This window comes from Streptomyces sp. DT190 (assembly GCF_049846985.1).
Classification (GTDB): domain Bacteria; phylum Actinomycetota; class Actinomycetes; order Streptomycetales; family Streptomycetaceae; genus Streptomyces.
The window spans coordinates 1-22345 of record NZ_JBNCNM010000039.1 but is presented as its reverse complement, the minus strand read 5'-3'; the positions used below and the strand labels follow the sequence as shown (position 1 = coordinate 22345).

The window sequence follows — 22345 nt, the reverse complement described above, 5'->3', positions numbered from 1 at the left end:
CTGCTGGAGGAACGCGACCGTCTCCGGCAGGAGAACGACGCCCTGAGAGCCGGCCGCGGTGAGCCGATCGCCGTGGTGGCCATGGCGTGCCGCTACCCGGGCGGGGTGTCCTCGCCCGAGGACCTGTGGGAGGTGGTCCGCAGCGGCCGGGACGTCGTGGACGAGTTCCCGCGGGACCGCGGATGGCGGGACGTCTACGACCCGGACCCCGACGCCGCGGGCAGCGCGTACGTGCGCCACGGAGGGTTCCTGGCGGACGTGGGCGGCTTCGACGCCGGGTTCTTCGGCATCAGTCCGCGTGAGGCACTGGCGACCGACCCGCAGCAGCGCCTGCTGCTGGAGACCTCGTGGGAGGTGTTCGAGCGGGCGCGCATCGTGCCCGCCGAGGTCCGCGGCTCGGACGTCGGGGTCTTCACCGGGATCAGCTCACCCGAGTACGGGGCGCGTTTCCTGGAGGCGGGCGCGCACGAACTGGAGGGCTACCTGCTGCACGGCAGCACCCTGAGCGTCGCCTCCGGCCGGGTGGCGTACGGGATGGGGTTCACCGGGCCGGCGGTGTCGGTGGACACGGCCTGCTCGTCGTCGCTGGTGGCACTGCACCTGGCCGCGCAGTCCCTGCGCTCGGGCGAGTGCTCGCTCGCGCTGGCCGGCGGGGTCTCGGTGATGTCGGCACCCGCGGTCCTCGTGGAGTTCTCCCGGCAGCGCGCGCTGTCGGCCGACGGCCGCTGCAAGGCCTTCTCCGACGGGGCCGACGGGACCGGCTGGGCCGAGGGCGTGGGCGTGCTGCTGCTGGAGCGGCTGTCCGACGCCCGCCGCAACGGCCACCCGGTGCTGGCGGTCCTGCGGGGTTCCGCGGTGAACCAGGACGGGGCCAGCAACGGTCTGACCGCCCCCAACGGCCGTGCCCAGGAGAAAGTGATCAGGAAGGCACTCGCCAACGCCGGGGTCGCGGCCCGCGACGTCGACGTGGTCGAGGCCCATGGCACCGGGACCGCACTGGGCGACCCCATCGAGGCGGGTGCGCTGCTGGCGGCCTACGGGCAGGACCGGGACGAGGGCCGGCCGCTGTGGCTGGGGTCCGTGAAGTCGAACATGGGACACGCCCAGGCCGCCGCCGGGGTCGCCGGGGTGATCAAGACGGTGATGGCCATGCGCCACGGCTTCCTGCCGAGGACCCTGCACGTGACGGCGCCCTCACCGCACGTGGACTGGTCGTCCGGCGCGGTCGAACTGCTGGTGGAGGGCCGCGAGTGGACCCGGGCGGACGGCCCGCGGCGGGCCGGAGTGTCGTCCTTCGGGGTCAGCGGCACCAACGCCCACGTGATCCTGGAGGAGGAACCGCCGTGGGCGCGGCCCGAGCCGGACGACGGCCCCGCCCCGGTCCTCACGGACGGGCCGGTGCCCTGGACGGTGTCGGGCAGGAGCGCGGCCGCACTGGAGGCACAGGCGCGGCGGCTGGCGGACTTCGCGGCCACCGGCACCGAGGCGTCGGCGGCCGACGTGGGACTGTCGCTGACGGCGTCGCGGTCGGCGTTCGAGCACCGGGCGGTCGTGATCGGCGCCGACCGGGAGCGGATGCGGGACCAGCTCGCCGAGCTTGCCGTACGCGGAACGGCCGACATCGACGGCAGGACGGTGTTCGTGTTCCCCGGCCAGGGTGCGCAATGGGAGGGCATGGCGGTGGAGCTGGCCGACTCCTCCCCGGTGTTCGCGGCCCGGCTGGAGGAGTGTGCGCGGGCGGTCGAGGCCCATGTGCCGTGGCGGGTGCTGGATGTGCTGCGGGAGGTGGACGGCGCCCCGTCGCTGCAGCGGATCGAGGTGGTGCAGCCGGTCCTGTTCGCGGTGATGGTGTCCCTGGCGGAGCTGTGGCGGGCGTGTGGCGTGGTGCCGGCGGCGGTGGTGGGGAGTTCCCAGGGGGAGATCGCCGCCGCCTGCGTGTCCGGGGCGCTGTCGCTGCCGGACGCGGCCCGACTGGTGGTGGTGCGGTCGCAGCTGTTCGCCGACGAGCTGGTGGGGCGCGGTGCGGTGGCGTCGGTGGCGCTGGGCCGGGCGGAGGTCGAGGCGCGACTGGCGCCGTTCGGGGAGCGGCTGTCGGTCGCCGGGGTCAACGGCCCCCGGGCGGTGACCGTGGCCGGCGAGGTGGAGGCTCTGGACCAGCTGGTCGCCGCTCTGGAGGCGGAGGGCGTGCGGGCACGGGTGGTGCCGGCGACGGTGGCCTCGCACTGCGCGCAGGTGGACCGGCTGCGCGAGCGGATCGCGGACCTGCTCGGCTTCGTCCGGCCCCGGGCGGGGTCGGTGCCGTTCTACTCCACCGTGACCGGGGGCGTGCTGGACGGGTCGGAGCTGGACGCCGGGTACTGGTTCGACAACTGCCGCCGTCCGGTGTCCTTCGAGCCGGTCGTACGGTCGTTGCTGGCCGACGGCTTCCGGGTCTTCGTGGAGTCCAGCGCGCATCCGGTGCTCACCTGGGGAGTGCTGGAGATCGCCGAGGAGGCGGGCGACGAGGTCGCGGCGGTGGGTTCGCTGCGCCGGGGCCAGGGCGGTCCGGAACGGTTCTGCACCTCCCTCGGCGAGGCGTGGGTGCGGGGAGTGGACGTCGACTGGCCGGCGGTGTTCGCGGGCCGGGGAGCCCGCGTCGTCGACCTGCCGACCTACGCCTTCCAGCACCGGAGTTACTGGCTGAGCGCCTCTCCGCAGACGGCGACGACCGTGGTGGCGCCCGCCACGGAACCGCCCGCGGGGGACGAGCAACTCGTGCCCCTCATGGACAAGCTCGCCACCCTCCCCGCCGGGGACGCGGAGGCGCTCGTGCTGGAGCACGTGCTGGAGAAGGTCGCCGTCGTGCTCGGCCATCCCTCCGCCGCCACCATCGATCCCGACCAGAAATTCGGGGACATGGGATTCGATTCGATGCTCTCCGTGGAATTGAGCAAACGCCTGGCCGCGACGACCGGGATCAAATTGAAGGCGAACGTCGTGCTGCGCCACCCGACACCGAAACTGATCAGCGGACACATCATGTCCTCGATGACCAGCGGTGTCACGCGGTAACTTCCCAGGTCCGGGGCTGTCGGGGCCTCGCGGTACGTCCCGCCGGCGGGACACCGCAAGGTCCGCCGCGGCCCGTCCCACCCCGGTACCGGAATGTCTTGACCGGCTGATCCACCTCCGTGATGGTGGAAGTGATCTGCGAATTCCACCGCTTCCCGGGCTTATGTGTTGAGGGGTTGATCCGTTTGCGTTCATTCGATGCACCGGCCGCACACAAAGGGATGTGGCTGGCGCAGAAAATGACTCCCGACTCACTGAACCACGCGATGATCATGTGGGACGTGGACGGTGAACTGGACCCGGCGGCTATGGAGTCGGCGTTCCGGCAGGTGCTGGACGAGGCGGAGGTCCTGCGCGTCACCTTCGCCGACGACGGCGGCGGACTGCGGCTGACGCCCCGTGAGCTGGGCGACTGGCAGCCGTTCTCCCTGGACGTCAGCGCCGAGGCCGATCCCGGACAGGCGGCCCGCGAGGCCCTCGCCGACGTGGTGCGCAGGCCGTTCGACCTGGAACGGGACCTGCTGCTGCGGCTGGGCGTGGTCAAACTGGCGGCGGCCCGCTCCCTCGTGGTGATCGCCTACCACCACCTCGTGTCGGACGGGTACGGGGCGGCCGGCCTGCTGTCCCGGCGCCTCGCCGAGGTGTACACGGCGCTGGTGCGGAACGAGAAGGCACCGGAACCGACGCACCCGTGGGACGCCGAGTCGTTCGCCACCGCGGCGGCGGAGTACCACGCCTCCCAGAGATCCCTCGACGACACCGAGTTCTGGCACGACTACCTCAAGGAGGCGCCGGCACCCGCGCAGGTCCCGCGCGTCGCCCTGCCCGCGTCGACGGAGTCCGCGCTCGACGAACCGATGAGCGAAGCCGACCGCTGGTCGGAACTGGCCGGCTCCATCGGCATGGTCAGCCGGACACTGACCGTCCCGCGTGCCGAGGCGGACACGTGGACCGAGGCCGCGAAGTCCATGGGCGTGTGGATGTCGTCGCTGCTGACGGCGGCCGCGGCGGCCTACCTCCGGCACCGCTGCGACCGTCCGGAGTTCCTCTTCTCGCTGGCCGTCGGCAACCGGGTCGGGGCGGCCAGCAGGACACCCGGCCTGGCGGTGAACGTGGTTCCCGTACGGGCGCGGGTGCCGCTCGGCGCGACCCTCACCGAGATCGCCGACGCGCTGGGCGACGAGACGTACGAGATCTTCGATCACGCCGCCTGCCACTACTCCGAGATCCAGCGCGCAAGCGGAACCGTCCTGAGCGGCCGCGGCAGCTTCGGCGCCGTCATGAACGTCACCGAGTTCGCGGAGCAGCTCCACTTCGCCGGCCTCCCGGCGCGCTACCTCTGCGCGACGACCGGGACCTTCGACGAACTGTCGATCGCCGTCGGCACCGACGGCAGCCCCGAGAGCGACCTGTGCTTCCGGCTCGACGCCCCCGCGGGCCTGTACTCCCGCGCGGAACTGCGCTTCATCGGCGCCGAACTGATCGACTACATCCGTGCCGTGACGGCCGCCGGCCCGCACGTGCCGGTCGGCGCGCTGGACGTGGTGAGCGGTGCCGAGCGGGACCGGGTGCTGACGGCACCGAACGCCACGGACGCCCCTCTGCCGGGACTGACCGTCCCGGAGCTGTTCGCCCGCCGGGCCGGGCACGCGCCCGAGGCGGTCGCCGTGGTCTGCGGTGACGCGCAGGTCACCTACCGGGAGCTGGACGAGCGGTCGAGCCGCCTGGCCGAGGCCCTGGGGAAGCGGCACATCGGCCCCGAGACGGTCGTCGCGGTCGCGCTGCCCCGGTCGGTGGACCTGGCCGTCGCCCTGCTGGCGGTGGCGAAGGCGGGCGGCGCCTACCTGCCGATCGACCCCGCCCTCCCGGCGGACCGGATCGCGGCGGCGATCGGGGACTCCGCGGCCCGCGCACTGCTCACCGGCCCGACGTCCGCCCCCGCGCTTCCCACCGACCCGGGTGTGCCGGTGCTCCTGGTCGACGACCTCCGCACGGACACCGCCGACGGCGGCGACCGCGCGCAGGCGGGTCCGGTCCGGGTGCGCCCGGACAACCTGCTGGCCGTGGTGCACGGCTCCGCCCCGGCCGGCGCGGTGGCGGTGACGCACCGGAACATGGAGCGGCTCGTCCTGGACCGCACCTGGCGGGACGGCGCCCGCGGCACCGTGCTGTGGCACACACCGCACTCCGGTGACGCGCTCGCCCTCGAACTGTGGGCGCCGCTGCTCAACGGCGGCCGGGTGGTCGTGGCTCCCGCGCACGAACCGGACCCCGACGCGCCGGCCGGGGACGGGGCCGCCGTGTGGCTGTCCCCGGCCCGGTTCTCGCAGCTCGCGGCGGACCGCCCCGAGCGGCTCGCCGGGCTGCGCGCGGTGTGGACCGGCGGTGACCGCGTCTCCGCGACCGCCCTGCGCCGGGTGCGGCGGGCCTGCCCCGAGCTGACGGTCGTGCACGGCCACGGCCCCGCGGAGACCACCGGGTTCGCCGCGTGCCACCGCCCGGCCACGGACGAACCGGCCTACCCGGCGGGCACCGTCGGCCGACCGACGGACCACACGGCCCTCTACGTGCTGGGCCCCGGACTGGCACCGGTCCCCGAGGGCGTGACCGGGGAGCTGTACGCGGCCGGGCCGGGTGTGGCGCGCGGGTGGGCCGGGCGCCCCGGCGGGACCGCGCAGCGGTTCGTGCCCTGCCCGTTCGGTCCGGCCGGCGGGCGCATGTACCGCACCGGGGACCGGGTGCGGTGGGGAGCCGACGGCCGCCTGGAGTACGTGGGCCGGGCCGGCGGCCAGGTGGAGATACGCGGTGTCCTGGTCGAGACCGCCGAGGTCGAGGAGGCGCTGTCCGAGCACCCGGGACTGGCGCGGACGGCCGTGACCGTCGGCCAGGACGAGTCCGGGCAGCGGCGACTGGTGGCCTACGTGGTCCCGGCGGGCGGCGGCGACGGGGAAGCCGGCCCGTCTGTCGAGGAACTGCGCCGGTTCGCCGCCGGACGGCTGCCGGAGTTCATGGTGCCGTCGGTGTTCGTGGTCCTCGACCGCCTCCCGGAGACGGCCGGCGGACGGCTGGACCGGGCGGCACTGCCGCAACCGGCCTTCGACGACGGGCAGTACCGGGCACCGCGCAACCGCACCGAGCGCGTTCTCGCCGAAGCCTTCGCCGACGTGCTCGAGGTGGACCGGGTCGGCATCGACGACGACTTCTTCGACCTCGGCGGCAACTCGCTGCGGGCCATCCGCCTGGTCGGGCTGATCCGCGCGGAGCTGAACCAGGAGGTGTCCATCCGCACGCTGTTCGCGGTACGCACCGTCGCCGGTCTGTCGGACACGTGGAAGGACCTCGCCCAGTCCAGCAGGCCGACGCTGCGCCGGCGGACCAAGGACGGCGAAGTCCTCTGAACGGGGACCTTCCGGCCGGCCGCCCGGCCACCGGAGACGAGGCCATGACGTCACAACCGCAAGCAGACGAGGGGGAGATCGAGGTGGGGCACTCCGGCAGGGACACGGACGTGGTGATCGCGGGGGCCGGGCCGACGGGGCTGATGCTGGCCTGCGAGCTGAGACTGGCCGGCGTCGACGTCACGCTCGTCGAACGGCTGTCGGAGCGGACCGGCGAGTCACGAGCCGGCGGGATGCACTCCCGCACCCTGGAGGTGCTGGACCAGCGCGGGATCGTGGACCGCTTCCTGGCGGCCGGCGAACTGCAGGGCGTGGGCCACTTCTCCGGCCTGCGGCTGGAGTTCGACGAGTCCGAGTCCCGCCACCCCTACCCGCTGATGATCCTGCAGTACACCATCGAGCGGCTTCTGGAGGAGTGGGCCGCCGAACTCGGCGTACGGGTGCGCTGGTCGTCCGAGGTGAACGGGATCAGCCAGGACGACTCCGGCGTGACCGTCGAGCTGGGCTCAGCGGGGACGGCACCGGCGACGCTGCGCGCCCGCTACCTCGTGGGCTGCGACGGCGGCCGCAGCACGGTGCGCAAACTGGCGGGCATCGACTTCCCCGGCACCCCGGCGACGATGACCTCGCTGATCGGCGACGTCGAACTCCCCGACCTGCGCGAGGACTACATCTGGGGACGGCGCTGCCCCGGCGGCGACTACTCGGTGATCGCCTTCGAACCGGGCTGGTACCGGGTGATCACGACCGAGCACGGCCGGGTCCCGGACCGCGACGAACCCACGACCTTCGAGCAGCTCCGGGACTCGCTGATCCGGATCGCGGGCACCGACTACGGCATGAACAGCCCTCGTTGGGTCTCCCGGTTCAGCGACGCCGCACGACAGGCCTCCCGGTACCGGGAGGGCCGCGTACTGCTCGCGGGCGACGCGGCGCACATCCACTTCCCGGCCGGCGGCCAGGGCCTGAACATGGGGGTGCAGGACGCGGTCAACCTCGGCTGGAAACTCGCCTCGGTGGTGCACGGACAGGCCCCCGAAAGCCTGCTCGACACCTACCACGCCGAGCGCCACCCGGTCGGGGAGCGCGTCCTGCACAACACCCGGGCCCAGGCGGCCCTGGCCCGCCCCGGCGCCCACACGGACGCGCTGCGCGACGTGTTCTCCGCGCTCATCGTCTTCGACGACGTCAACCAGTACCTGCGCGGGATGCTCACGGCACTGGACATCCGCTACCCGGCCGACAGCGACCACCTGCTGGCGGGCCGCCGGGTCCCCGACGCCGACCTGAAGACGACCGACGGCGCCACCCGTGTGCACGAACTGCTGCACGCGGCCCGCCCCGTACTGCTCGACCTGCGCGGCAGCGCCGAAGTGGCGGCGGCCGCCCAGGGCTGGACCGACCGTGTCGACCTCGTCGAGGCGCGCAGCGAGGACGACCACTGGCCCGTCCCGGCCGTCGGCGCCGTCCCCGCTCCGGCCGCGCTTCTCATCCGTCCCGACGGACATGTCGCCTGGGCGGCCGCCGCCGGCGGCACGCCCGACACCTCGGCGCTCCGGACCGCCCTGGCCGCCTGGTGCGGCCCGGCGTCGCGGAGCTGAGCCACACCCCCTGGAACCGGGTGTCCCGCTGACAGGACACGCATTTCCGGGACCGGAAGACCACCGATCGGAGATGCGCTCAGTGCATCGCACCTTCATGCCAGCGGGAGAGACCAATGACTGATCGTGAACACGAGATCTACGACGTGGTCGGCATCGGGTTCGGCCCGTCCAACCTGTCACTCGCCATCGCCCTGGAGGAGAGCCGGGCGCACGGCCCGGAGCACGAGGTCAGCGCCCTCTTCCTGGAGCGCCAGTCGTCGTTCGGCTGGCACCGCAACATGCTGTTGCCGTCGGCGACCATGCAGATCTCCTTCCTCAAGGACCTGGTCACCTTCCGCAACCCGACCTCGACCTTCAGCTTCATCGCGTTCCTGCACGCGTCGGGCCGGCTCCCGCAGTTCGTCAACAACCAGGACTTCTTCCCCACGCGTGAGGAGTTCCACCAGTACCTCGAGTGGGCCCAGGCACGGGTGGCCGACCGCATCGCCTACGGCTCGGAGGTGACGTCCATCCACCTGCCACCCGGCACCGACGCGGAGCACGCGGACCGGCTGCGGCTGCACGTCGCGGACGCCGCGGGACGACCCGGCCGTGTGGTCGAGGCCCGCAACGTGGTGATCTCGACGGGCCTCGTCCCGGACATGCCCCTGGGGACCGAACGCGACGAACGGGTGTGGCACAGCTCCGAGTTCCTGGAGAAGTTCCGCCGGATGAACCCCGCGGAACTGCGCCGGGTGGCCGTGGTCGGAGCCGGCCAGAGCGCCGCCGAGATCACCAGGTTCCTGTACGACGAGCTGCCGCACGCCCAGGTGTGCGCGGTCATCCCGTCCTACGGGTACTCCGTCGCGGACGACACGCCCTTCGCCAACCAGATCTTCGACCCCGGAGCGGTCGACGACTACTACTTCGGCACCGACCAGACCCGGGAGGCGTTCTGGCGCTACCACCGCAACACGAACTACTCGGTCGTCGACGACGAGGTGATCAGGGCGCTGTACCGCAGGTCGTACGACGACGAGGTACGCGGCGTCCGGCGCCTGCAGTTCCTCAACCTGACGCGGGTCACCGGCGTGAAGCGCCTGGGCGCCGAGACCCGCGTCTCCCTGCAGGTGGGCCCCGACGCGGAGCTGCGCGAACTGGACTTCGACGCCCTCGTCTGCGCGACCGGCTACCAGACGATGCGGCCCACGGGGCTGCTCGGCGACCTCGACCGGCACTGCCTGCGCGACGAGGCGCACCGCTACCGCGTGGAGCGGGACTACCGCATCTCCACCGAGCCGGAGATGCGCTGTGGCATCTACCTCCAGGGCGGCACCGAGCACACCCACGGCCTGACCTCCTCGCTGCTGTCGAACATCGCCGTGCGCAGCGGTGAGATCGCCGGCTCGATCATCGGCCGGCTCGCCGCCGGCCGGAACGCCGAACGTGCCATCCTGGCCGAGGTGGGTGGCGACGTCCGCTGACGGATGGGATGCCCGTCACCCGTGCGGAAAGGGAAACGCTGATGAACGGTCCGACGGCGGAGCGGTGGCTGCGCCGCTTCCGCGACGACGACGCGTGCGGGACGAAGCTCGTCTGTTTCCCCCATGCCGGGGGCTGGGCGAGCGCCTACCGCACCTGGGCCGCGGGACTGCCGTCGGACACCGGCGTGCTCGCCGTCCGGTACCCGGGCCGGGAGGACCGGTACGGCGATCCGTTCCCGACGGGGCTGGAGGCCCTCGCGGACGACATCGCCGACGCCCTCGTCGAGCTGACGGGGTACAGGGTGGTGCTGTTCGGCCACAGCATGGGGGCCTCGGTGGCGCACGAAGTGGCGCTGCGCCTCCAGAAGCGGGGGTGTCCGCCGGCCGCGCTGTGCGTGTCCGGCAGACGCCCGCCGCACACGCTGGACGCTACGCGGCGCCTCTTCGGCCCGGACGAGCGGATCATCGCGGACATCCTGCGCTTCGACGAGAGCCGCGCCGCGGTCTTCGCGGACCCCGACCTCAGGGAGCTGGTGCTCCCCGCCGTCCGCGCGGACTACCGGCTGGTGGACGGCTACCGCGGCGGCAGCCGCCCCCCGCTGGACTGCCCCGTGTACGGCTACACCGGTGACGCCGACCCCGAGGTGACCCCGGAGCAGATGCGCGACTGGGCCGACATGACACAGGGCACCTTCCGGCTCCGGGTCCTGCCCGGCGGTCACTTCTACCTCATCGGCGAGGAAGCCGCGCTGCTGGCCGACCTCGGTCGCGTACTGGACCGCGTCACACACCGCCCGCACACCGCCATGTGACGGCTGCGGGCGGCGCCGCGCCCCCGGACTCACTCCGTGCCGGAACGTTCCACCACGACATCGCCGAGCACCGTCCGGGCCTGGACGAAGACGACCTCGTCCGCCTCCTCGCGCGCTGCGAGGAGCGAGAGCGCCGTGGCGACCGTGCCCGCGGCGGAGTCGAGCGACAGCCGGGCCTCACTGCTCCCGGCCACCCCGACCCGGACACTGCCGAACGTGGCAGTGGCGCGCACGGACCCGCGCCGCACCTCCTCGACGTCGATGTCACCGTGGACCGTCCGGGCCTCCACGTCGGTGTGCGCCCGGCCGAGCCGGACGGTGCCGCGCTCGGCGTACAGACGGGCGGCGCCGCGCACCTCGTCCACCGTCACATCGCCCTCGCCGCGCGCGTGGACCGTGGTCGTGCCCTCGGCCAGCCCCAGCCGGACGTCGCCGCGGTCCGCCGTGGCCTCGACGGTGCCGACCGCGTGGTCGACGCTGATGCCGCCGAGGGCGGTGTCCAGGTGCAGGCTGCCGGTGCGGTGCAGGCTGATGTGCCCCAGTCCGGTGCTGAGCCGGCACGCGCCCAGCTCTCCCGTCGAGAGGAAGTCCGCCGCCGCAGCCCGGCCGTGCACACTCGATCCGGTGGGTACGGTGATCACCACGACGACCGCGCCGCCGCCGCAGTCCGGCTCCTGGGCGCTCACGAGCAGCCGGCCGTCGGCGAAGTCCACGCGGAGCTGATCGGCGGACCGCACGTCGTCCTGGTCCGCGCTGTCGCGGGGATACGCCTCGACCGTCGTCACCGAGCGGTCGCCGGCGGCGATCCGGACCTGGCCGCAGACCAGGCTGAGCGTCACCTGGACGGGTGAGGGGGTCTCGAACGTCGGCATGGCGGGCCGCCTTCGGGGGGTCTGCGGCCGCCGGCCTGACGGGGGCAGCCCGAAATGACGCGAGCTCACGTTCGGTCGCGGAACATCGGCCGGGGGCGCGCCGCACGCGGCAGCGGGGCGCGGGCCCGTACCGCCTGGCCACCCGGTGGATTCCGGTCCGTCCTCAGCACCTCGGACACCTCGCCCTTCGCCGGCGCGCGTCACGGCGGACCGCGCGCTTCCTGTCGACCGCCCCCGAGCGCTCGCGGTGCGGGCTCAAGCCCTCCAGGCCGCTGACGCCATGTGGTGTCACAGTAGCGCCACTGGGAGGAGCCGGCCCCCGTGAGAGGCCGGGACGCCGTGCGGCAGCGAGCGGAATCAGTCATTCGGGCAGGGCGGGGCAGCCCACGGACCGCTTACGCCGCCAGGCTCCGGGGTGCACCAGCGTTGAGAAGCCGCCAAAATCAACTCGGCCGGAGGCCGCGCGATGGTTCGGCGCCAGAGTGGCGCAGATTGGTGGTGAAGGTGACGCCACTTGGTGTCAGGATGGTGGCAGCGGCTGGGGGCGCTGGTGCGGCACCCGCTGCGCCGGAGGGGAGGGTGCGGCGGTGGGGTAGTGCAGGCGACGGTAGGTGTACGCGGCCGAGACGAGGGCCATGTGGTGGTACCAGCCCGGGAACGAGCGCCCCTCGAAGTCCAGCAGCCCGAAGTCCTGCTCCAGGGAACCGATCGTCTCCGTCGTCCCGGTGTGCAGGGCGGTGATCGAGCCGACCTCCGCGAGGGTGAGATGGGCGAGGCTGGTGATCCACAGCGGACCCGGGGCGCCGAACGGGTCCGTCTCGGTGAGGAGCCGGTAGGGAGGGCCGGGAGCACGCCCCGGCAGGTCGCCCGCCAGATGGACGAGCGACGTCTGGGGTCTGGTGACGCGCCGCTCCTCGCCGGGCGGCGGACCGACGGCCGGCTCCGGGCGCTGCGCGGGGAACAGGGTCCTCGCGTTCACCGGTGCCAGGAGGCCCTCGGCGGCGGGCAGCACCGCGAGGTGCGGTGGGACCGCGACGACGAAGTCACGCTTCCGCTTGGCGAGTCCGTGCAGGAGAAACGCCACGTCGGGCTCGTCGCTCATGTCGGCCAGGACGACGGAGGAAGGGGAGTCCCAGCGGGCCGAGAGCCGGTCGACGAGCCCCAGCGCCGCCGCCCACAGCGGCCGGTACCGCTCGCCGTCCGGTATGCGGGCGTCCCTGCGCCGGTCGGAGTCCTGCGTCCAGGCCGTCGACAGGTGCAGGGACCAGTCCACCGGCAACTGGGCCTCGCCAACCCGCAGGAAGGCGCCCAGTCCCAGCTGGCAGTTGAGCGTGCGGCCCGAGGACAGGTCGAAGTAGCGGTGGACGCCCACCGACCGGTCGCCGCGCTTGGGCAGGACGGCCCGGCCGATGGACCAGACGGGGTCGGGCCGGCGGTCCGCCACCCAGCGGGTGAGCTCCTCCATGACCTCGTCGAAGTCCCACGGACTGAGGCTGACGAACTGGCGCAGCGACTGCGCGACGGACGGGTCACGGGAGATCGCGGTGGCGAGCCGGCGCACCGACTTCTTGCCCGGGGTGGCGAGCAGCCCTTTCAGATAGGCGTGGGCCCACTTGCGTTGATCCGTCCGGCGCAGGCTCTTGAAGATCGTGGCGCTGAAGCGGCCCAGGGGCATGTCCGGACGGGTGGCATAGGTCGCGCGCCGTGGAGCCGACGGGGTGTCTGCTCGAACTGTCTCCATACGCAATAACTCCCCCGAAGTTACTGAGCGTTGTGGAGCAGAAAGTTTAGGCCGGAGCCCAGTGCGGTGTCAGTGCCCGAGGTTGGCCGACTTGTTGGGGTGTCTCGAATGGCGCGAAGTTCCCGCGGCGCTTGACGTCAGGGCCGCGGCCGTACTCCGTCCGCCCCACGGGTGCGCGTCCTGGTGGCAGCGGGGGTAGTCCGTGGCGGGGACGGTGCAACCGGAACCGCTGCCGTCGGCGGATGGCGGGCCTGCTGGGCCGGATCGCAGGAGCCGGTGGGCGGGGTCCGCGATGGACGCGGACACGCGGACCGTGTCCGCGTCCGGATCAGGCCAATCAGTGGACTAGACCACTTGGCGGGGGAGCGCTCGAACTCCGCAAAGTAGTGTTCGATAACACCGGGATTCTTGAACTGCCCTCGATGTCGGGATCTACTCGGAACGGCGGTAGTTGGCCATCCCGGCCTCGACCGGGTAGCGCGTAACGCCCGGTTCATTCCCTCTTCAGTCGCCGGCCGCCGCGAAGCCGCTCGGTCAATACGTGTGTGTCAACGGGGAGACGTGATGACGCAGCAGGTCGAGGAATGCAGAGACTCCGAGGCGACCATGTTCGCCAGGCCTCCGGGAGCCGGACAGAGAACCCGGAGAGCCGGCGGGATGGAGTCGCGGCGCGAACAGGTACTCACCACAAAGGTGGGTCTGTGCATACCCACAGGACTGGCCTTCGAGGAATGGGAGCGGGCCGGGCGTCAGCTTTCCGGGCTGCTCAACTCGTCGTCCTGGTGGCTCGGCGACTGGCTCGTATACGGCAAGGACCACTATGCCGAACGCTATGAACTCGGGATCCGCGCGGCCGGGCTGCAATATCAGACGCTGCGCAACTACGCCTGGGTCTCGCGGCGATTCGAAGTGAATCGCCGGCGGCACGCGCTCAGTTTCCAGCACCATGCCGAGCTGGCGTCGCTGCACGTGGACGAGCAGGAGATCTGGCTCGACCGTGCCGAGCGGATGAAGTGGAGCACCAAGCAACTCCGCACCGCCCTCAGGGCGCAACGCGAGGGCGCTGTGCAGCAGACGGACAGCGGGGCGGCGACGCGCCGGCTGGCCGTGCCCGACAACCGGCTCCAGTGGTGGCACAAGGCGGCCGCACAGGCCGGCACCGAGCTGGAGGACTGGGTGATGGCGACGCTCGACGCCGCCGCCGAGCAGGTGCTGAGGGAGACGGACCAGCGCATCGCTCTCGAATGACCGGTGCGCGGGGGCGCCCCCGGCACGGCACTCCATCCGGAGCCGGGCGGGGCCGCTTCGCCCGGCACAGGGAGGGTGCGGGGGGTCCGCCACGTCGAAGGGCGCGGATCCCGCGCCGTGGCACGGGCTCCTACGGCAGGCGGGTCATCAGGTCCGCGGTCTGCGCGTGCCGGGTGCACCCGCGCTCGGCGAACGACCGCACCACCCGCTCGCGGACCTCGGGACGCTGTTCCTGGCTGAGCTTGAACATTCCCTCGGCCTTGGTCACCCGCACCCGGAAGGCGCCGACGCCCGGGACGATCCGGCGGAAGTACTCGAGGCTTCCGGCCATGTCCCAGCTGTCGCCGAAATCCTTCTCGAAGGCCTGGACCGTCGCCTGGACGACAGCCAGCGTGTCCTCGGTCGACTCGATCCTCTCCACCACTCCGTGTACGTGCACCGACGTGAAGTTCCATGTCGGGGCGGCGGGGGTGACGTCGTAGACGGTGGGCGAGACGTAGGCGTGCGGGCCGGTGAAGGTCAGCAGGATCGTCGTCCCCGTGTCCAGTGCCGCCCAGTGCGGATTGGCCCGGTTCATGTGCCCCAGCAGAGGCATGTCGGCCAGTTCGGCGTCGGGTCGTCCGTCCCATTGCGGATCGGTGATGACCGGAAGATGAGTGGCGAACGGACCGTCGGCGGGAGTCCCATTACTGGCCGCCAGGGCCAGCGGGTTGTCGCGTATCAGATCGAGCATCCACGACACATCCGGCTCTCGATAGTGGCTGGGGACGAACATGCGGCACTCACCCTTCGGGGGATGACGGGAACAGTGGCGACTGTCCTGTTGGCAGGACAGCGGGGCATTCCATCGTGGCGTGCTGCCGTCCCCGGCGCAATGAAGAACAGAACCGGAACCTGGAATGTACGCCGGACCGGGAAAGAGCAATGCCCGGCCCATTGATTCGCGGTGAGTTTCCGTGCGGCCCCCGAAGGATTAGGGGAAATGCGGCGGGTGGTCAACTCCCGCCGGATCGCCCGCTATTTCGGGTCGCGCCGGAACAGCGACCTGGACCAGAGGTAGCCGAGCGCGGCCAGCCCCAGGCACCAGGCGAGGGCGAGCCATCCGTTGTGGCCGATCTCGCTGCCGAGCAGCAGCCCGCGCAGGGTCTCGATGGCCGGCGTGAACGGCTGGTACTCGGCGATCGGCCGGAACCATCCCGGCATCGAGTCGACCGGGACGAAGGCGCTGGAGATGAGCGGAAGGAAGATCAGCGGCATGGCGTTGTTGCTGGCGACCTCGGCGTTCGGACTGGACAGGCCCATGCCGACCGCGAGCCAGGTCAGGGCCAGGGCGAACAGGGCGAGCAGTCCGAACGCCGCGACCCACTCCAGGGCCGTGGCGTCGGTGGAGCGGAAGCCGACGGCCAGGGCGACGGCGCCCACCAGGAGCACGCTCGCCAGACACTGCAGCACGCTGCCGATGACATGCCCGACGAGCACCGATCCGCGGTGGATCGCCATGGTCCGGAAGCGGGCCACGATGCCCTCGGCCATGTCCGTGGCGATGGACACCGCGGTACCGATCGTGGTGCTGCCGATGGTCATCAGCAGCAGGCCCGGCACCAGGTACGCGATGTAGGCGGAGCGGTCGGCGTGACCGTCCCCGATGCCGGCGCTCATCGCGTCGCCGAAGACGTAGACGAACAGCAGGAACAACATGACCGGCGTCAGCAGCAGTTGCAGCGTCAGGGACGGGTAGCGGCGCGCGTGCAGCAGATTGCGCCGCAGCATCGTGGCCGAGTCGCGCAGGGCGAGGGAGGGAACGCTCATCGGACGGACTCCTTGGGCTGGTCCGGCTGCTGGGAGCCGGTGAGGGCGAAGAACACGTCGTCCAGGTCGGGGGTGTGCACGGTCAGTTCGTCCGCCTCGACGCCGACCGCGTTCAGCCAGTCGAGGAGGGCGCCCAGTTCGCGCTGGCTGCCGTCGCTCGGGATCTGCAGCGTCATCGCGTCGTCGTCCCGGGCGACCTCGTTCAGGGCGAGGGCGGCGGACCGGTACGCGGACGGGTCGGAGAACCGCAGCCGCACGTGGCCGCCGGGGATGAGCCGCTTCAGCTGCTCGGGGCTTCCCTCCGCGGCGATCCTGCCGTCGTTGAGCACCGCGACGCGGTCGGCGAGCTGGTCGGCCTCCTCCAGGTACTGCGTGGTGAGGAAGACGGTCACGCCGTCGGAGACCAGTTCGCGGATGATCTGCCACATGTTCTGCCGGGAGCGCGGGTCGAGGCCGGTGGTCGGCTCGTCGAGGAAGATGATCCGCGGGTTGCCGACCAGGGTCATGGCGATGTCCAGGCGGCGCTTCATGCCGCCGGAGTAGGTGGCGGCGGGTTTGCGGGCGGCCTCGGTGAGGTCGAACCGCTCCAGCAGTTCCGCGGTGACCCGGCGCCCTTCCTTCCTGGAGAGGTGGTTCAGGTCCGCCATCAGCAGCATGTTCTCCTCGCCCGTGATCAGCCCGTCGACCGCGGAGAACTGGCCGGTGACGCCGATCGCCGCGCGGACCGCCTGCGGGTCGGCGGCCAGGTCGTGGCCGCCGACGCGGATCTCGCCGGAGCCGGCGCCGGGGCTGATCAGGGTGGAGAGAATCTTCACGGCGGTGGTCTTGCCCGCGCCGTTCGGACCGAGCAGCGCGAACACGGAGCCGGCCGGGACATGGAGATCGATGCCGTCGAGGACGGTCTTGTCGCCGTACGACTTGCGCAGGCCGACGGCGGTGACGGCGGCGTGCGCCTGGGTACCGCCGCCCGTTTGTGATGTGGGCATGACAGTAGAAGCCATGGTGGTCTCCCTTTCGAAGGCCGGGGGTGACGGGGGAGTGGGGGTGAGGGGGCCGGGCGGTCCGAGGCTCAGGCGCGGTGCACGTCGATGTTGCCCCAGCGGGTCCGGGCCCTGACCTCGACGGTCTCCTCGATCTTCTCCGGGGTCTCGGAGGAGGCGAGCGTGTTGCGCACCTGCCCGCGGTCGGAGCTGACGTCGAGCCAGGCGGCGACGCCCTCGCGGATACCGACGTCGATGGCGCCGTAACTGGTCTCCAGCCGAACGGTCCCCGAGGCGACTTCGGCGACCCGCAGGGTGCCGTGCGCGGTGGTGGCGACGAGCGAGCGCTCGGCCCGCGCGATGTCGATGTCGCCGTTGGCGCCACTGACCCGCAGGTCCCCGAGCGCGGCGCCGACGGTCGTGGTGCCGTGGGAGTTCTTCAGCACGGCGGAACCGTCGACGGTGCCGACGCGCAGACTGCCGGAGCTCGTGGTGATCTCGGCCGTCCCGTCGACCCGGTCGACGGTGATCGAGCCGTGCGAGGCGACCAAGTGGAGCGGGCCGGTCGTGTCCAGGCGCACGTCGCCGGAGGAGGTCTTCACCTTGACCTCGCCGAGCCGGCCCTCGCCGAACACCTGGGTCCAGGAGCCGGTCAGGTCGACGCTCGAGCCGGCGGGCAGGTCGACCGTCACGTCGACGGTGCCGGAGCGCCCGACCAGGTTCGCCTTCGGTGTCCTGACGGTCAGGACACCGCCCGCGCAGGTGACCTCGGTCTGGTCGGCGGCCTTCACGTCCTGGCCCCGCTTGGGGTCGCGGGGCCGTACCTCGACTACGGTGTCGGCGCGGTCGGTCGCGGTGAACCGGATGGAACCGGCGTACACGTGGGTGGTGGCCGTGATCGGTTCGGGGGTGTCGAAAGCAGGCATGGCTGTGCCGTCCTCATGGGTCGCAGGATCGTCCCCGCTGGTGGGACGTGAGGGAAGTGGAGGGATACGGACGCGGGTGCGGCTAGCGCACCCAGCCCGTGATGCTCTGTCCGATGGTGCGGGTCCGCTCCGTCGTACGCGGCCGGGCGCCGCCGTCGACCGCCGCCGCCACCGCCCGTACCAGCCACGCGTTGACCGACAGGCCCTCACGGCCGGCGGCCTCCTCGGCCCGCGCCTTGAGATGGGCCGGCAGGCGCAGGTTCACGCGGGCGGTGCCGCCCTCGTCGCCCTCGGCGGGAGCCGGCGCCGTGAGCGGTTCGACGGGAGCGGCCGGCTCCACGGCACCGGTGTCGGCCGGCGGCAGAGTGATCACGAAGTCGGGGTCGAGCCCGCGCAGCCGTACGTCGACCGAACCGGGGGCGAGCTCGCGGGTGATCTCGTCCATCGCGGCGGAGAGCACATTGAGCATGATCAGCCGGGCCGCCGACTCCAGGGGGGCGGTGAGCCTCTCGGCCAGTTCGCGGGCTTCGTCGCCGCCGGCCTCGGCGGCCACCGCCAGTTCGCGGCGGAGGGTGTCGACGTACGGGGTGAGGTTCATGACGCCATAGTGGCACCGAAGTGGCGCTATCGGCAACCCCTCGTGGTGCCGCGCGGCGCAATCGTCGACGGATTGCCGCCCTGACCTGCGTTTATGTGTAAACGACGGCTGGCGCATCGCGGCATGTCGTATCCGTCTCCGCCCGCGTGCTCCGCGCCGGCGGAGGCGAGATGGCACCGTCTGGTGTCACGTGACACATCGCCGTCCCGGCAGTACCGTGAGCGGGTGACTCCCTTATTCGGAGAACTGCCGTCGTCGATCGGCGAGCACGACCGCGACGCGGCCGTGCGGCGCCTGCAGGACGCGTACGCCGAAGGACTCCTCACCCACGAGGAGCTGGACGCCCGCCTGCACCAGGTGCTCACCGCCAAGGCCCGGAGCCAGCTCGTGTCGGCCCTCGCGGCACTTCCGCAGGAGCTGCCGCCCACCACGTCGACGATCGCCGCAGCCAGCGGACGGATCCAGCGCGGCGGTGTGTGGCGCGTGCCCCGGAAGCTGAAGGTCGGGAGCGCGTTCGGACGGGTGCGCCTGGACCTGTCCCGGGCGATCATCGAGCATCCGGTCGTCGACATCCAGCTGCGCCTGGGCACCGGCGGGGCCAGCATCACGGTGCCGCGCGACGCCGTCGTCGACGTCGAAGGCGTACGCACCCAGTGGAAGGACCTGCGCTACAGGGCCCCGCGGCGTTCCCGCCCCGGCGGACCGACGATCCGCATCTCCGGGACCCTGGGGTTCGGGCGGCTGAAAATCCGCCACGCCCGGCGCTGAGGCCCACCGCCCGAGGACGCGCCCCTGTGCGCCTCCCGGCCGTGCCTCCCGGCCGTGCCTCCCGGCCTGGGAGCCCCGAGGGGCGGCCTCGCTGTGCCGCGGAGCAAGGGGGCGGGGCCCGCTACCGTAATCCACCCCGGCGATGTGACATCTCGTGACAGATGAGAGGCTCAGGCGGGTGAGTGAGACACCACCGAACACCCTGCAATACCGCTTCGACGGGCCGGAAGAGGCTCCCGTCCTGATCCTCGGTCCCTCACTGGGTACGACCTGGCACATGTGGGACCGCCAGATCCCCGAGCTGACCAAGCAGTGGCGCGTCTTCCGGTTCGACCTGCCCGGCCACGGCGGTGCGCCCGCGTACCCGGCCGGCTCGGTCACCGACCTCACCACACGGCTGCTGGCCACGCTGGAGGCGCTCGGCGTGCACCGCTTCGGCTACGCGGGCTGCGCGCTCGGCGGCGCCGTCGGCATCGAACTGGCCCTGCGCCACCCCGAGCGGCTCGCCTCCCTCGCCCTGATCGCCGCCTCCCCGCGCTTCGGCACGGCCGACGAGTTCCGGCAGCGCGGCGTGATCGTCCGCACGAACGGCCTCGACCCGATCGCCCGGACCGCGCCGGAGCGCTGGTTCACCAGCGGGTTCGCGGCCGCGCAGCCCGCCATCACCGAGTGGGCGGTGCAGATGGTGCGCACCACCGACCCCGGCTGCTACATCGCCGCCTGCGAGGCGCTCGCCTCCTTCGACGTGCGCACCGAGCTCGGCCGTGTCGGCGTGCCCACCCTGGTGCTCGTCGGCTCGGACGACCAGGTCACCGGTCCCGCCGAGGCCCGCACCCTGGTCGCGGGCATCCCGGACGCCCGCCTCGCGGTCGTGCCCGGCGCCTCGCACCTGGTGCCGGTGGAACAGCCCGCCGCCGTCACCGACCTGCTCGTGCGGCACTTCTCCACCGCCTGGCAGCCCGTCTTCGAGACCTCCACCGGCCAGACCGCCCTGCCGGCCGCCGCCGTCAAACCGGTCCTGTCCCCGGCGCCGCCCCAGCCCCCGCAGACCGGGCCCGTCGCCGAGATCGCCCCGGCCGCCGCACCCCCGCAGGGCCAGGGCCGGCCCGACCCGTACGACGCCGGGATCAAGGTCCGCCGCGAGGTGCTCGGCGACGCGCACGTGGACCGGGCGCTGGCGCAGGCCGACGACTTCTCCGGGGACTTCCAGGAGTTCATCACCCGCTACGCCTGGGGCGAGATCTGGGACCGGCCCGGTCTCGACCGGCGCACCCGCAGCTGTGTCACCCTCACCGCCCTGGTCGCCGGCGGCCACCTGGACGAGCTGGCCTTCCACACCAGAGCCGCCCTGCGCAACGGCCTCACCCCCGGCGAGATCAAGGAGGTGCTGCTGCAGGCGGCCGTCTACTGCGGCGTGCCCGCGGCGAACAGCGCCTTCAAGGTGGCCCAGCAGGTCATCCGCGAGGAGACCACACCCCAGGAGTGAGCCGGCCGCGCACCCCGGAGGCAGGATGGGGACCATGAAGCTCACGAAGAAGTCTCACTCCTGCGTCCGCCTGGAGAAGGACGGCCGGACCCTGGTCCTCGACCCCGGCGGGTTCACGGAGGAGGACGCCGTCCTCGGCGCGGACGCGATCCTCGTCACCCACGAGCACCCCGACCACTTCGACGAGTTCCGGCTGCGCGCGGCCATGGAGGACAACCCGGCCGCCGAGATCTGGACCCTGAGGGCGGTCGCGGAGAAGATCTCGTCCGCCTTCCCCGGCCGCGTCCACACCGTCGGGCACGGCGACACCTTCACGGCCGCCGGCTTCGACGTGCAGGTCCACGGCGAACTCCACGCGGTGATCCACCCGGACATCCCCCGCATCACCAACGTCGGCTACCTCGTCGACGGCGGCAAGGTCTTCCACCCCGGGGACGCCCTCACCGTCCCCGACCACCCGGTCGAGACGCTGATGCTCCCCGTCATGGCCCCCTGGAGCAAGATCTCCGAGGTCATCGACTACGTCCGCGAGGTCCGGCCGCACCGCGCCTACGACATCCACGACGCCCTCCTCACCGACCTGGCCCGCCCGATCTACGACCGTCAGATCGGGCAGCTCGGCGGCGCGGAGCACCTGCGGCTGACACCGGGCGGCTCCGCCGAGGTCTGAGGCCCCCGAAGGGACCGGGCGGTGTTGTCGGACCCTCCGGGTAGGTTGTGAGGCATGCGCATCGCGACCTGGAACGTGAACTCGATCACCGCCCGCCTGCCGAGGCTCCTGGCCTGGCTGGAGAGCAGCGGCACGGACGTGCTGTGCCTCCAGGAGGCCAAGGTCGCCGAGGAGCAGTTCCCCGCGGAGCAGCTGCGCGAGCTGGGCTACGAGTCGGCGGTCCACGCCACCGGCCGGTGGAACGGCGTGGCGGTGCTCTCCCGCGTCGGCCTCGAGGACGTCGTCAAGGGCCTGCCCGGCGACCCGGGCTTCGACGGCTCGGTGGAGCCCCGCGCGATCTCGGCGACCTGCGGCCCGGTCCGCGTCTGGTCGGTCTACGTGCCCAACGGCCGCGAGGTGGACCACCCCCACTACGCCTACAAGCTCCAGTGGTTCGAGGCCCTCAGGGCCGCCGTGGCGGGCGACGCGGCCGGCGGCCGCCCCTTCGCGGTGATGGGGGACTACAACGTGGCGCCGACCGACGACGACGTCTTCGACCCGGCCTTCTTCGAGGGCTCCACCCACGTCACGCCCGCCGAGCGCGCCGCCCTGGCCTCCCTGCGCGAGGCCGGCCTGTCGGACGTGGTCCCGCGGCCCCTGAAGTACGACCACCCGTTCACGTACTGGGACTACCGCCAGCTCTGCTTCCCGAAGAACCGCGGTATGCGCATCGACCTGGTGTACGGCAACGAGCCGTTCGCGCAGGCCGTCAAGGACGCCTACGTCGACCGCGAGGAGCGCAAGGGCAAGGGCGCCTCCGACCACGCCCCGGTCGTGGTCGACCTGGACGTCTAGGCCGGACACGACCTAGGTGTATTGATCACGAGCGTTGTTAACGCTTGCCGGGCTTGATCATGGCGAAGACCTCCGATGTGGTGGA

17 protein-coding genes are annotated in these 22345 nt (G+C 72.2%); 10 read left to right on the top strand and 7 right to left on the bottom strand.

Translation table 11 applies throughout. The features are described 5' to 3' along the window. From ACPXCS_RS38550 to ACPXCS_RS38530, 5 genes are all read left to right on the top strand, one after another. Nucleotides 1-3051, top strand: coding sequence for a type I polyketide synthase (locus tag ACPXCS_RS38550; RefSeq protein ID WP_425971230.1), 3051 nt, complete (start codon nucleotides 1-3; stop codon nucleotides 3049-3051). 122 nt (nucleotides 3052-3173) lie between these two features. Further along, nucleotides 3174-6449 carry a non-ribosomal peptide synthetase gene (locus ACPXCS_RS38545; RefSeq protein ID WP_425971226.1) on the top strand — a complete coding sequence of 1092 codons (3276 nt, stop codon included), beginning with the start codon at nucleotides 3174-3176 and terminating at the stop codon, nucleotides 6447-6449. Between the two features lie 44 nt (nucleotides 6450-6493). After that, on the top strand, nucleotides 6494-8050 hold the full coding sequence (locus tag ACPXCS_RS38540) for an FAD-dependent monooxygenase (RefSeq protein ID WP_425952160.1): 1557 nt from the start codon (nucleotides 6494-6496) through the stop codon (nucleotides 8048-8050). A 116-nt stretch (nucleotides 8051-8166) separates the two neighbouring features. Further along, a complete protein-coding gene (locus ACPXCS_RS38535; RefSeq protein ID WP_425952161.1) occupies nucleotides 8167-9516 on the top strand; it encodes a lysine N(6)-hydroxylase/L-ornithine N(5)-oxygenase family protein in 1350 nt (449 codons plus the stop codon). 41 nt (nucleotides 9517-9557) lie between these two features. Further along, nucleotides 9558-10328 carry a thioesterase II family protein gene (locus tag ACPXCS_RS38530; RefSeq protein ID WP_425952162.1) on the top strand — a complete coding sequence of 257 codons (771 nt, stop codon included), beginning with the start codon at nucleotides 9558-9560 and terminating at the stop codon, nucleotides 10326-10328. Between the two features lie 29 nt (nucleotides 10329-10357). On the opposite strand, the gene ACPXCS_RS38525 is transcribed toward ACPXCS_RS38530, so the two are convergent. Then, entirely contained in the window at nucleotides 10358-11200 is an 843-nt protein-coding gene (locus ACPXCS_RS38525; RefSeq protein ID WP_425952163.1) for a DUF4097 family beta strand repeat-containing protein, read from the bottom strand. A gap of 520 nt (nucleotides 11201-11720) precedes the next feature. Then, a complete protein-coding gene (locus ACPXCS_RS38520) occupies nucleotides 11721-12941 on the bottom strand; it encodes an IS701 family transposase (RefSeq protein WP_425952164.1) in 1221 nt (406 codons plus the stop codon). A gap of 564 nt (nucleotides 12942-13505) precedes the next feature. On the opposite strand from ACPXCS_RS38520, the gene ACPXCS_RS38515 reads away from it, so the two are divergent. Next, nucleotides 13506-14189: an LmbU family transcriptional regulator gene (locus tag ACPXCS_RS38515; RefSeq protein ID WP_425952165.1), complete on the top strand. Its 684-nt coding sequence runs from the start codon at nucleotides 13506-13508 to the stop codon at nucleotides 14187-14189. A gap of 130 nt (nucleotides 14190-14319) precedes the next feature. On the opposite strand, the gene ACPXCS_RS38510 is transcribed toward ACPXCS_RS38515, so the two are convergent. The 5 genes from ACPXCS_RS38510 to ACPXCS_RS38490 all read right to left on the bottom strand — a co-directional run bounded on the left by ACPXCS_RS38510 (nucleotide 14320) and on the right by ACPXCS_RS38490 (nucleotide 18502). Continuing rightward, complete coding sequence (locus ACPXCS_RS38510) at nucleotides 14320-14964, bottom strand: FMN-binding negative transcriptional regulator (RefSeq protein ID WP_425952166.1); 645 nt, start codon at nucleotides 14962-14964, stop codon at nucleotides 14320-14322. Between the two features lie 242 nt (nucleotides 14965-15206). Beyond that, nucleotides 15207-15998, bottom strand: coding sequence for an ABC transporter permease (locus ACPXCS_RS38505; RefSeq protein WP_425952167.1), 792 nt, complete (start codon nucleotides 15996-15998; stop codon nucleotides 15207-15209). Continuing rightward, the gene (locus ACPXCS_RS38500) at nucleotides 15995-16984 is read right to left on the bottom strand and encodes an ATP-binding cassette domain-containing protein (protein ID WP_425952168.1); all 990 of its coding nucleotides are present in this window, start codon (nucleotides 16982-16984) and stop codon (nucleotides 15995-15997) included. The genes ACPXCS_RS38505 and ACPXCS_RS38500 overlap by 4 nt, the downstream gene beginning before the upstream one ends. An 83-nt stretch (nucleotides 16985-17067) precedes the next feature. Beyond that, a complete protein-coding gene (locus ACPXCS_RS38495; protein ID WP_425952169.1) occupies nucleotides 17068-17904 on the bottom strand; it encodes a DUF4097 family beta strand repeat-containing protein in 837 nt (278 codons plus the stop codon). Nucleotides 17905-17986: 82 nt separating this feature from the next. Next, on the bottom strand, nucleotides 17987-18502 hold the full coding sequence (locus ACPXCS_RS38490) for a hypothetical protein (protein WP_425952170.1): 516 nt from the start codon (nucleotides 18500-18502) through the stop codon (nucleotides 17987-17989). Between the two features lie 225 nt (nucleotides 18503-18727). On the opposite strand from ACPXCS_RS38490, the gene ACPXCS_RS38485 reads away from it, so the two are divergent. The 4 genes from ACPXCS_RS38485 (at nucleotide 18728) to ACPXCS_RS38470 (ending at nucleotide 22260) form a co-directional block, all read left to right on the top strand. Next, nucleotides 18728-19270 (top strand): DUF1707 SHOCT-like domain-containing protein, encoded by a 543-nt coding sequence (locus tag ACPXCS_RS38485; protein ID WP_425952171.1) that lies wholly within the window; start codon nucleotides 18728-18730, stop codon nucleotides 19268-19270. Between the two features lie 178 nt (nucleotides 19271-19448). Further along, entirely contained in the window at nucleotides 19449-20756 is a 1308-nt protein-coding gene (gene pcaC, locus ACPXCS_RS38480; protein WP_425952172.1) for a 4-carboxymuconolactone decarboxylase, read from the top strand. A gap of 34 nt (nucleotides 20757-20790) precedes the next feature. Beyond that, on the top strand, nucleotides 20791-21426 hold the full coding sequence (locus tag ACPXCS_RS38475) for an MBL fold metallo-hydrolase (RefSeq protein ID WP_425952173.1): 636 nt from the start codon (nucleotides 20791-20793) through the stop codon (nucleotides 21424-21426). A gap of 54 nt (nucleotides 21427-21480) precedes the next feature. Next, entirely contained in the window at nucleotides 21481-22260 is a 780-nt protein-coding gene (locus ACPXCS_RS38470) for an exodeoxyribonuclease III (protein ID WP_425952174.1), read from the top strand. Nucleotides 22261-22345 lie beyond the last annotated feature (85 nt).